Below are 11,595 nucleotides of genomic sequence, written 5' to 3'. Positions count from 1 at the left end.
TCTGGTAATGCATCGGCGCATCGCACAAGGTGCCCGAGAATGGTGCAGCGTTGCGCGAATATCGCAGCGCCATGGCGGACGCGGCTTTGCGGGCGAAAGCCCTACGCGTGGACGATGAGCGCCACGCGGCCGTTCGCAAAAGACGCTAGGGAATGTCCCTAGCCTGGGTCGTCTGGATAACTTTTTCTGCTGGTAAAGGCGATAACGCCGCGCATCGGGCGCGGCGTCGAAGGAGAAAGTCAGCAAGCGAATTACCCGAAGGTAAAGCTATACGCCTGCGCACCCGGGTCGAGAAACTCGATTTCGAAAGTGCGATCAACGATCGGACCCGTCTGACGCACGAGCTGATAAAGACGCGCGCTCGTCACGACGCCGCTGCCATCGGCGGCGATGTCCGCGCCATGCGATGCGCCCGGCGCCGCACCATCGATCGTCACGCGAAATCGGACTGGCTTGCCATCCGGCGACGGTCCGAGCACGAGATGCAGATCGCGCGCATGAAAGCGATACGCGATGCGCGCGTGCGGCGCGGCCGGCGCCGCAGCCTCTTCTCCCACGTTCCACTGTCCTTCGAGCGCCCAGTCGTTAAGCGATAGTCGCGCGGGCAGCGTGTAGGTCTCGATGCCATCGGGCATCACGCGTTGCGGCGATGCGAAGCCTTGCGCCTGTTTGTAGCCCACATAGGTCTCGCCTGAGCCGATGTTCGCCGGATCGGCCGCGGCCTGCGCCCCGTTGGCCTGCACGGTGTGTACATCGCGCACGTTCATCGTCGCGCCGCTATCGGCGAGCAACTCGCGAATCGCGTTCTCGGCCTCGCGGTATCCGCCTTCGCCGAAATGATGAAAGCGCACGCGCCCTTGCGCATCGACGATATAGAACGCCGGCCAGTACTGATTGCCGAACGCGCGCCAGATGGCGTAATCGTTGTCGATAGCAACCGGGTACGTGATGTTCAGGTTCGCGAGCGCGCGCTTCACGTTGCCGGTGTCGCGCTCGAAGCCGAACTCGGGCGTATGCACGCCGACGACGACGAGCCCGTCATCGCCATAACGTTGCGCCCACGTCTTGAGATACGGCAAGGTGCGCAGGCAGTTGATGCACGAGTACGTCCAGAAGTTGACCACGACGACCTTGCCGCGCAATGCGTCGGTGGAAAGCGGCTTGGCGTTGAGCCAGGTCGTCGCGCCGTCGAGCGATGGCAGTCTGCCCTGAACCGGCAGCGCGGCCGGCATCGATACGCGCATGACGCGCGCACCTTGCTGTGCATCGCGCGAAGTCTGCTTCGCCTTCAGCATGCCGACGAGCTTGCTCTCGATGCCGGTCGTCGGCGCGCCGGGGATATGCGCGAGCAAGCGCGTGTCGAAGCCCGTTGCTATCGCGGCCACGGTCAATACGACGAGCGCGCCCATTGCACGCCGCAGATGCTCGCCCACGCCGAGCGAGCGCTTGACGACATCCAGCGCGCGCTTGCCGAGGCTCGACGCGATCGCAAGCGAACTGGCCGCGCCGACGCCATAGGCAACGAGTGCCGCAGCCGTGTGCCAGCTCGCGCCATGCAAGGCGGCGCCCGTGAGGATCACGCCGAGAATCGGCCCTGCGCACGGCGCCCACAGCAGCCCGGTCGCCGCGCCGAGCAGCATGGACGACGCGACACGGCGCGTCGTCCCCTGGGTTTGCGAACGCGCGACGAGGCGATCCGCAAGCGCCGACAACGGACGCGTGAGCCGCGCGGCAATCGACGGAAACAGGAGCGCTGCGCCGAACAGCGCGAGCGTCGCGAGCGCGATCCAGCGGCCGTACTGATTCAGTTGCGCGGCGCCCGCGAGACCCGCGACGCCGAGGCCGGTCACGAGCGCGAACGTGCCCGCGAGTCCGATGAGAAGCGGCAGGCGGTCGGTGATGAAGGGCCTGTCCGAACGCGCGAATACGAACGGAACGACCGGCAGAATGCATGGGCTCAATACGGTGAACACGCCGCCGAGCAATGCGATGACGATGAGTGACATGAGATCGGTGTTCCGTGAAAAGCGGTTGGACGGACCGGCATCGAACGCCGGGAATACGGCACAACAAGCATGTGTCGTATTCCAGCGCCTTCATGTATCGCGGGAATGTCAGAAACGGCGCGCCGTGCAACGCCGTGTATCGGCCGCGCCGCCGGATACATGGCGATACAAACGGGACACGCGCCCGATACATCGGCGCGCTTCAATACGCTTTAACGCATCACCGAAAAGGAGAACCGTCATGTTCGCTCGACTCAAGATCGCCGCCGTCGCCACCGCGATGGTCGCAGCGCTCGGCGCCGTCGCGGCGCTCGCCGCTTTCTCATCGACCGGCTCCGCGGCCGGCATGAAAACGACGCAGCAGACCGGCGCGCAGGCGCCCGACTTCACCGGCATCGATAACTGGTTCAACAGCGCGCCGCTCGATCTCGCGCAGTTGCGCGGCAAAGTCGTGCTCGTCGATTTCTGGACTTTCGATTGCATCAACTGCGCACATACGCTGCCGCACGTGAAGGACTGGTACGCGCGCTATCGGGACAAAGGACTCGTCGTGGTCGGCGTGCATACGCCCGAGTATTCCTTCGAGCGCGATGCCGGCAACCTCAGGAAAGCGATCGCCAAATATGGAATCGAATATCCCGTCGCGCAGGACAATCGATACGCAACCTGGAATGCGTATGACAACCAGTACTGGCCCGCGCTCTATCTGATCGATCAGAACGGCAAGATCGTGTACACGCACTTCGGGGAAGGGCGCTATGCGCAGACCGAAGAAACGATTCGCAAGCTGCTCGGCTTGAGCTAAAAAAAACGCGCCAGCAAAGGCGCGTTTTTTCATTCGATTGCGCGCGAACGCTCAACCCTGTCGCGCAACGACGCCCTCTGCATCGGTATCGCGCGTCGAGCCTTTCGCCGGGCGCCCTGCCCAATAGCCCGCGAGCATCGATCCCGACAGGTTGTGCCACACCGAGAACAGCGCGCCGGGCAACGCTGCAATCGGCGTGAAATACAGCTTGCCGAGCGTCGCCGCGAGCCCCGAGTTCTGCATGCCGACTTCGATTGCAAGCGTGCGGCAGACGGCTTCGTCGAAGCCGAGCAGGCGGCCGCCCCAGTAGCCGCCCAGTAAGCCGATGCCGTTGTGCAGCACCACGCCCACCGCGACGACCATGCCCACCGACGCGATGCTCTTCTGCGTGCCGCCGACGACCGCCGCGATGATCAGCAGAATCGACACCATCGACACGAGCGGCAGCGCCCATTCGATCTTGCGCACGAGCTTGCCGAACAGATGATTCACGACGAGGCCGATGACGATCGGCAACGCGACGATCTGCACGATGCTCATCAGCATCCCGTACACGTCGACGGAAATCGATGCATCGACATAAAAACGCGTGAGCAGCGGGGTCGCGAACACGCCGACGAGGGTCGACAGCGCGCTGATCGTGACAGACAGCGCCACATCGCCACGCGCGAGATAGATCATCACGTTCGAAGCCGTACCGCTCGCGACGCTGCCGACGAGCACCATGCCCGCCGTCAGATCGGGCGGCATGCGCAGCGCCTTCGCAATCGCCCACGCGGCGAGCGGCATCACGAGATAATGCAGGACGATGCCCGCGATGACCGGCGCGGGCCGCGTGAATACGCGCCTGAAATCGTCGATGGAGAGCGTGACGCCCATCGACAGCATGATGATCGTCAGAAGCATCGTGACGTGCGGCGCGATGCCCGTCACTGACGAAGGCGCGCTGTAGGCGGCGATGGAAACGAGCACGGCCCAGAGCGGAAAAAGGCGGGTGATGCGGGCAAGCATGAAAACAATCCTCGAAGGTCGTTGCGTATCGTGTGTGGTTCAGCGAAAGCGGCGGTTCGCGGGATGACCGGACGGGCGCAGACGGACGAATGTTTGCCTTCGTGGGGCGGACGCGGCCCGCGACACCGCACACGCACGGGTCACATGCGATTGCGGCCGAACGGCGGGCAGGCGCCGCATTTTACCCGGCGTGCGGCCGTGTTTCAGGGACCGCTTAACTCACGCGATGCAATCGCCCGGCTCTTTCGACTCATTCGCATCTAATTCTTCGGCGGCATCATGCGCATCAAACAACTGGTCTGAAGGAGATGAACATGACACCGATCGCCATCATTCAAGGCACGCCGACATGGGTCTGGGTGCTGCTCGCGTTTCTGCTGTATCGCGGCATCAAGGCAATGCAGGCCAGCACTACGCCGCTTTCGAAGCTCGCGATCATCCCGCTGGTTTTTGCGGGCATGGGTATCGCGCATCTGATTTCGTCGCCGCTCACGGGCGTGGCCGCCGTCGCCGCGTGGATCCTCGCGCTTGCCGCGGGCGTCATCGCTGGCGTGTTCAACGCGAGCCGGAGCCGCTTCATTGTCGATCCGATCGCTCGCACCGTGATGCTGCCGGGGTCGATCGTGCCCTTGCTGCTGATCGCCACTACGTTTATCGCGAAGTTCTGGCTCGGCTTCGAGATGGCGACCGCGACGAATCTCTCCGCGCTCGCGACGTATGGGGTCATCGATGCCGCCGTGTCGGGTGTCGTCGCGGGCATGTTCGCCGGACGCTTCTTCACGTACTGGAAAACGATGCACGCTCTGGGCGCGTCGTGGGCCTGATCGATGCTGGCTCGCCGAACGTGGAACGCACGAGGTCCGCAGCATGAGCGTCAAATGCAGCCTCCAAGGAAATGCCGTCACACTTGTTACTCCCGGCCATTCGCTTTCGAGTTCAGACTGATTTCACGGACAACAACTCAAGAGGTTGCACAAGCCATGACTACATCAGACGAAAAAGGAACAGCGGGCGCACGCACTGAAATGCGTACGCCACCCGTCGTGTCGGAGCAAGCGTGGGAAGCGGCGCGACAGCAGTTGCTCGTGAAGGAAAAAGCTCACACGCGCGCCCGCGATGCGCTCGCTGCCGAGCGGCGCCGCATGCCGTGGATGGCCGTGAAAACGGACTATATGTTCGAGGGCCCCGACGGCAAAATCGGCTTTGTCGATCTGTTCGACGGACGGCGTCAGTTGATTGTGTATCGCGCGTTTTATGAGCCCGGCGTGTTCGGCTGGCCCGAGCATGCGTGCCGTGGCTGCTCGCTCGTCGCCGATCAGGTCGCTCATCTTGCGCATCTGAATGCACGCGATACGACATTGGTATTCGTATCGCGTGCGCCGCAAGAGGACATCGCTCGGCTGAAGCAACGCATGGGCTGGAACATTCCGTGGTTCACGCTGACGGATCGTTTCGATGCCGATTTCGGGGTCGACGAATGGCACGGCACGAACGTGTTTTTCCGTGATGGAGATAACGTATTCCGCACGTATTTCCTCAACAATCGCGGCGACGAGCAGATGGGCAATACGTGGAACTATCTCGACATCACGCCGCTTGGACGTCAGGAGCTGTGGGAAGACTCGCCTGAAGGCTATCCGCAGACACCGACCTACAAGTGGTGGAACTGGCACGATAGCTATATCGACGATGCGCCGCCCGACAAGAAATGGGTCGAGGTATCCGACGCGGGCGAAGCGGCATTTCGCGCCGAGAGCGCTAAAAACAAGGGGTGAAATCAGTCACGGTTCGATCGCGCCCACGAACGTCAGCCATTCGCCGACGATCGCCTCGGGCGCGTCTTCCTGCATCAGATGTCCTGATCCGGGCACACGCGTGAAGCGCGCCTTTGGAATCAGCGATGCGAGTTCGATACCGCGCTCGACCGGTATCCATGCGTCTTCTTCGCCCCAAAGAATCGACACGGGACACGTCAATTCACGGTAGCGCGATTGCACTTCATCCGTGTAACGCTGATCCATCTGCGCGATCTGCCGATAGAACGCGGCCTGCCCCTTCTCGCCCGTCCACGGCTGCGTATAAACGCACAACGTCTCTTCGGATAACTTTCGATGCGCCGCGCCTTGCAGATACGCATCGAGCATCGCTTGATGCATGTACGGCGGCACGCCTGCGAACGCGGCTTCATGTTGCCGCACATGAGCCACGAAAGGCGATCCCCAGGGCGCGACGGCAACGGGATCGACGAGCATCAACGAGCGATACGCGCAACCGTTCAGCAACGCTGCCCTGAGCGATGTCGCACCGCCAAAGTCGTGCGCGAGCACATCGGGTAATGCGCCATTCCAGTCGGCGCTCCAGTACCCGATGAGCGCCGCGAGCACGCGATTCTGCACGCCGAGCGAAACGTCCTGTCCATCGCGCATTTCCGAAGCGCCGTAACCGAGCAGATCGAAGTAATGCACGCGGCGCGAACGGGCCGCAATCGGCGCGATACGCCGCCATACCTGGGATGAAAACGGCGTCCCATGCACGAGCACGAGCGGCGCACCCTCGCCGATCACGCCGTAGTGCACAGCCTGCCCTTCGAAGTCGAACACATGATCGACCGGCAGGCGATCTTTCGTTTCGCTCATGACGCTGTCTCGCTCAACGCAGGTTCGTGCGCGCGAGTTCGACGATTTCATCGCCGCGCCCGCTCAGAATCGCTCGCAACATGTAGAGGCTGAAGCCTTTTGCCTGCGACAACTCGATGGTCGGCGGCATTGCGAGTTCGTGCTTCGACGTGACGACATCGACGACCGCCGGTCCCTTGTGCGCGAACGCTTCCCGCAACGCGTTTTCGAGTTGCTCCGACTCTTCCACGCGTACCGACCAGATGCCCGCGCCCTTCGCGATCTGCGAGAAATCGGTCTTGCTCAGATCGACGTTGGTGTCGAGATAGCCGCCCGCCTTCAACTCCATCGACACGAAGCCGAGCAGACTGTTGTTGAACACGACGACCTTGATCGGCAACTCGAGCTGCACGGCGGAGAGCAGATCGCCCAGCAACATCGACAAGCCGCCGTCGCCCGATAGCGACACGACTTGCCGTTGCGGTTGCGCGGCCTGCGCGCCGAGCGCCTGCGGCATCGCGTTGGCCATCGAGCCGTGATTGAACGAGCCGTGCAACTGGCGCTTGCCGTTCATCGTCAGATAGCGCGCGGCCCATAGCGTCGGCGTGCCGACATCGACGGTGAAGATCGCATCCTCGGCGGCGATTTCATCGACGAGCTTCGTGAGGTATTGCGGATGGATCGGACGTCCCGGCGCGGACGGCGTCGCGAGATCGTCGAGGTCCTTGCGCGCGGTGGCATAGTGCCTGAGCGCGTTCTCAAGAAAACGCCGCTCGTCCTTGCGCTTAAGCTTGGGCAAAAGTGCCGCGAGCGTTTCCTTGATGGTGCCGACGAGCCCCATTTCCAGCGGCGCGCGGCGTCCCAGTTGCGAGCCGCGCCAGTCGATCTGCACGATCTTCGCCTGCGGGGGATAGAACGGGCGATACGGAAAATCGCAACCGAGCAGGAGCAGCGTGTCGCAGGACATCATCGCGTGATAGCCCGAGCTGAAGCCGATGAGCCCGGTCATGCCGACATCGAATGGATTGTCGTACTCGATGAACTGCTTGCCGCGCAGCGCATGCACAATGGGCGCGCCGAGCGTGTCGGCAAGCGCGATGACTTCGTCATGCGAGCCGGCGACGCCGCTGCCGCACATGATCGTCACCGCTTCGCAGCCGTTCAGAAGGTCGGCGAGTCTGCCGAGGTCCGCATCGGCCGGCACGATCGCGCCCGGGGCGCTCGCGGTCCAGCGCGGCTCGACACCCGGGCCGTCGCTCAATGCAACATCGCCCGGCAGCACGATGACCGCGACGCCGCGCTGATCGAGCGCCGCGCGCATCGCGCGTTCGAGCACGCGTGGAAACTGCGATGCATTGGACACCAGTTCCACGAAGTGACTGCATTCCTTGAACAAGTCCTGCGGATGCGTTTCCTGAAAGTAGTTCAGGCCGATTTCGGTCGACGGAATATGCGCGGCGATGGCGAGCACGGGTTGATGATTGCGATGGCAGTCGTAGAGCCCGTTGATGAGATGCAGATTGCCCGGTCCGCAACTCCCGGCGCATACGGCGAGCTTGCCCGTAGCGGCTGCATCCGCGCCCGCTGCGAAAGCGGCCGCTTCTTCATGACGCGTATGCATCCAGCGGATCGAGCCCACGCGATCGAGGCTGAATGCAAGTCCGTTCAGGCTGTCGCCCGTGACGCCCCAGATGCGTTCCACGCCCGCTGCCGCAAGCGTCTTCGCGAGATAGTCCGCTACCGTGTTCCTGGCCATGATGGTTCCTGTGACGAAGAGAGGGAGTCCAATGAGTGGCGGATCGCGGGCAGAGCGGCGCCGCGCATCCGCTATGGCTCAATGCATGCTGGATTCAAAACGCAAAGCGAGTGTACGCCGGGTTACTGTGGATTGTCTTGAACGGGGGGCGAGGCCGCATGGCGCGGCTGTGACATGGCTTACCCAGGCTTTCCGGTACGGCAATACCGGCATTTCGAATGCATTATTCGCCGGTGAATTTCGTATGCGGAATGCAAATAGAAACGGGGCCCAGTCGCGATCTACGTCGAATCTGTTGCTTACGAGGCGCAGCATTGAAGCAGGGCCGGCGTCATCGAAGGAGACCGACGCCGGCCATAGCTCAGCCCTTGCGCACGGTCTCCGGCAAATCGCGCCCGTGGTACTTCTTATAGATCGTATTCAGGTTCCCGTTCTTCATGTTCGTGCCGACCCAGTTGTTCACCCATTCCTTCAGTCGCGGCTGGTCTTTGTTCATCGCAATGCCGAGATCGAAGGTCTTCTGCTCGAACTTCATCTCGATGTTGCGTTGCGGCGCGCGGTCCTGCATTTCCTTCAGGTTCGAAGGCGTGCTCGAAAAGAGCTCGACCTGACCCGTGACCATCGACGTAATGAGCGTCGCGTCGTCCTCATAGCGCTGGATCTGCGCGCCCTTCGCCTGTTGCGTCGTGAGCGTGTCGTTCACGGTGGCACGCGTGAGACCGATGGTCTTGCCGTCGAGGTCCGCGTAATCCTTCACCTTGATCGTCTTTACGCCGCCGACGATGATCGAGATCACCGCATACGGGTTCGAGAAATCGACCACTTTGGCGCGCTCCGGCGTGACCGACAGCGACGAGATGACGAGGTCCGCGCGCTTCGCCTGCAGCGTCGGAATGCGTGCGGCATTGGTGATCTGCACGAGTTCGAGCTTTACGCCGAGATCTTTTGCGAGTGCGGTGGCGGTATCGACGTCCGATCCCGCGGGCTTCAGGTTCTGATCCGCGTAGCTGAAGAGCGGCGTGCCGATCGCGATCGCGACGCGCACGACGCCCGCTTTCTTGATGTCGTCAAGCTGATCGGCCATCGCGCTGTGCACGGCGGCCGCCATCATCAGGGTTGCCACGGCCGCGCGTGCAATGATTGTCTTTGCTTTCAAGTCGAGTCTCCGTCGTTATTGATGTTGCTGGATGGGATGCTGCGGATATCAAAGTCCGTTATCGAGAAATGCGCGCAATTCGGGCGTGCGCGGCGCATCGAGCATGCTGCCGTCGCCCACTTCCCACACCTTGCCCTGATGCATGTAGATGATGCGATCCGCGACGCGCTTGGCGAACGCCATCTCGTGCGTGACGAGTAGCATCGTCATGCCGTCCGCCGCGAGGTCTTCCATCACGCGCAGTACTTCGCCCGTCAGTTGCGGATCGAGCGCCGACGTCACTTCGTCGAAGAGCATTACCTTCGGCGACATCGCGAGCGAGCGCGCAATCGCCACGCGCTGCTGCTGTCCGCCTGACAATTGTTCGGGGTACGCGTCGGCCTTCTGTGCCAGACCGACCTGCTCCAGCACATTCATCGCGATACGACGTGCTTCGTCGCTCGACATCTTCTTCACGTGACGCAGTGCGAGCATGATGTTCTCTTCCACCGTCAGATGCGGAAAGAGGTTATAGCTTTGAAACACGATGCCCACTTCGCGGCGCAACAGATGCAGATCGACTTTCGGATCGTCGACGCGAATGCCGCACACTTCGATCTGCCCCTGGTCGATCGTCTCGAGCCTGTCGATGCAGCGCAGCGCCGTGCTCTTGCCCGAGCCGCTCGCGCCGATCACGGCGATCATCTCGCCCTTGTTGACTTCGAACGACACGCCCTTGAGAACATGATTGGAGCCGAAGCTCTTGTGAATATCGCCGACCTTAACGATTGCTGACATTGAGCTTGTTCTCCATCGATTGGCTCCAGCGCGAAAGCGGATAGCACAGGACGAAATAGAAGGCGCCGACCAGCCCGAAGATGAGGAACGGCTGGAAGATCGAGTTGTTGATGATCTGCCCCGCGCGCGTCAGCTCGACGAAGCCGATCACCGAAGCAAGCGACGTCATCTTGATGAGCTGTACGAGAAAGCCGACCGTCGGTGGCAGCGCGAGACGCATCGCCTGCGGGATGATCACGAGGCGCAGCGTCTGCCAGCGCGTGAGCGACAGACACTCCGACGCTTCCCATTGCGGCTTCGGCATGGCTTCGATGCAGCCGCGCCAGATGTCGCCGAGATATGCACTCGAATAGACCATCAGCGCAAGGCCGGCCGCGACGAGCGCGGGCACCTGATAGCCATAAACCGACAAGCCGAAGTACACGATGAAAAGCAGGATCAGCAGCGGAATGCCCTGAATCGCTTCGATATAGACGAGCGCAGCACGCGAAAGCCACGCGCGCGGCGAAATGCGCGCGAGCATCACGCAGAAGCCGCCGATGCCGCCGAGCACGAACGCGAGCACGGAGAGCACGAGCGTCCAGCCGATCGATTGCACCAGATAGACGAGGTGCGATGACGTGAATCCGCCGCTCATGCCGCACCTCCGGGAATGACGGTATCGATGCGTTGCGAGTCGGGCGGGGTCGTGCCCGCGCGCTTCGCGGCGAGACGGATCGCCCGGCGGCGCTTGAAGAGATGCTCGCCCACTGCCCACGCAATCAGCTTGATGATCAGCGACAACACGAGATACAGCCCCGCCACCACGATGTACGTTTCGAGTGAGCGGAATGTATCGGACTGCACGGTATTGGCGACCGCCGTGAGTTCTTCAGCGGAAATCTGCGACGCTATCGCCGAGGCCTGCATCATCAGCAGGAACTGGCTCGTCAGGGCGGGATAGACCTTTTCGATCGACGGCTGCAGCATCACGTGCCAGCCGATGCGCCACTTCGAAAGCCCAAGGCATTCGGCCGCTTCGATCTGTCCGCGCGGCACCGATTCCAGACCGGCGCGAATGATCTCGGCTGCATAGGCGCCGATGTTGATCGTCATGGCGAGCGCGGCGGCCGCGAAGGTCGGCATGCGCAAGCCGATGCTCGCAAGACCGAAGTACAGAAGAAAGATCTGCACCAGAAACGGCGTGTTGCGCACGGCCTCGATATAGAGGATGCAGACGCGCGTGAGCACCGGCACCTTCGCGCGCTTGGCGAACGCGACGAGCATGCCGAGGATCAGGCCGAAGAACACGGCCACGCACGTCATCTTGAGCGTGAGCCAGGCGCCCAGCAGGAACGTCGGCCAGTACGGCAACAGCGGGGTGAAATCGAGAGAAAACATGGCGGCAAATGTTCCTGTGATGCCCGGGTGCCTGCTCCATGACGCCCGTGCTGGATGTATGACGACATACTACGAATGTCGTGATACCG

Annotated in this window: 11 protein-coding genes; 3 read left to right on the top strand and 8 right to left on the bottom strand. The window is 62.2% G+C overall.

Annotation, left to right across the window (positions count from 1 at the left end; genetic code table 11):
- Positions 1-251: 251 nt before the first annotated feature.
- Entirely contained in the window at positions 252-2,006 is a 1,755-nt protein-coding gene (locus NCT32_RS21585) for a cytochrome c biogenesis protein DipZ (protein WP_061117068.1), read from the bottom strand.
- A gap of 241 nt (positions 2,007-2,247) precedes the next feature.
- On the opposite strand from NCT32_RS21585, the gene NCT32_RS21580 reads away from it, so the two are divergent.
- The gene (locus NCT32_RS21580; RefSeq protein ID WP_061117069.1) at positions 2,248-2,811 is read left to right on the top strand and encodes a thioredoxin family protein; all 564 of its coding nucleotides are present in this window, start codon (positions 2,248-2,250) and stop codon (positions 2,809-2,811) included.
- Positions 2,812-2,862: 51 nt separating this feature from the next.
- Here the strand turns inward: NCT32_RS21580 and NCT32_RS21575 are convergent, their stop codons facing one another.
- Positions 2,863-3,822 (bottom strand): bile acid:sodium symporter family protein, encoded by a 960-nt coding sequence (locus NCT32_RS21575; RefSeq protein ID WP_061117070.1) that lies wholly within the window; start codon positions 3,820-3,822, stop codon positions 2,863-2,865.
- Between the two features lie 314 nt (positions 3,823-4,136).
- Between NCT32_RS21575 and NCT32_RS21570 the strand changes: the two genes are divergently transcribed.
- Positions 4,137-4,646, top strand: coding sequence for a DUF6622 family protein (locus tag NCT32_RS21570; RefSeq protein ID WP_061117268.1), 510 nt, complete (start codon positions 4,137-4,139; stop codon positions 4,644-4,646).
- Between the two features lie 156 nt (positions 4,647-4,802).
- Entirely contained in the window at positions 4,803-5,597 is a 795-nt protein-coding gene (locus tag NCT32_RS21565; RefSeq protein ID WP_061117071.1) for a DUF899 domain-containing protein, read from the top strand.
- Between the two features lie 6 nt (positions 5,598-5,603).
- Here the strand turns inward: NCT32_RS21565 and NCT32_RS21560 are convergent, their stop codons facing one another.
- The 6 genes from NCT32_RS21560 to NCT32_RS21535 form a co-directional block, all read right to left on the bottom strand.
- Entirely contained in the window at positions 5,604-6,458 is an 855-nt protein-coding gene (locus NCT32_RS21560) for an alpha/beta fold hydrolase (protein WP_061117072.1), read from the bottom strand.
- A 13-nt stretch (positions 6,459-6,471) separates the two neighbouring features.
- The gene (gene poxB, locus NCT32_RS21555) at positions 6,472-8,193 is read right to left on the bottom strand and encodes a ubiquinone-dependent pyruvate dehydrogenase (RefSeq protein ID WP_061117073.1); all 1,722 of its coding nucleotides are present in this window, start codon (positions 8,191-8,193) and stop codon (positions 6,472-6,474) included.
- A 361-nt stretch (positions 8,194-8,554) separates the two neighbouring features.
- The gene (locus NCT32_RS21550; protein ID WP_061117074.1) at positions 8,555-9,349 is read right to left on the bottom strand and encodes a transporter substrate-binding domain-containing protein; all 795 of its coding nucleotides are present in this window, start codon (positions 9,347-9,349) and stop codon (positions 8,555-8,557) included.
- A 48-nt stretch (positions 9,350-9,397) separates the two neighbouring features.
- A complete protein-coding gene (locus NCT32_RS21545) occupies positions 9,398-10,126 on the bottom strand; it encodes an amino acid ABC transporter ATP-binding protein (RefSeq protein ID WP_061117075.1) in 729 nt (242 codons plus the stop codon).
- Complete coding sequence (locus NCT32_RS21540) at positions 10,110-10,763, bottom strand: amino acid ABC transporter permease (protein ID WP_061117076.1); 654 nt, start codon at positions 10,761-10,763, stop codon at positions 10,110-10,112. Before NCT32_RS21540 ends, NCT32_RS21545 begins: the two co-directional genes overlap by 17 nt.
- Positions 10,760-11,506: an amino acid ABC transporter permease gene (locus NCT32_RS21535; RefSeq protein ID WP_061117077.1), complete on the bottom strand. Its 747-nt coding sequence runs from the start codon at positions 11,504-11,506 to the stop codon at positions 10,760-10,762. Before NCT32_RS21535 ends, NCT32_RS21540 begins: the two co-directional genes overlap by 4 nt.
- Positions 11,507-11,595: the final 89 nt, after the last annotated feature.

Source organism: Caballeronia sp. INML2 (assembly GCF_023631365.1).
GTDB lineage: Bacteria > Pseudomonadota > Gammaproteobacteria > Burkholderiales > Burkholderiaceae > Caballeronia > Caballeronia turbans.
This window is presented reverse-complemented; position numbering and strand designations above follow the sequence as displayed.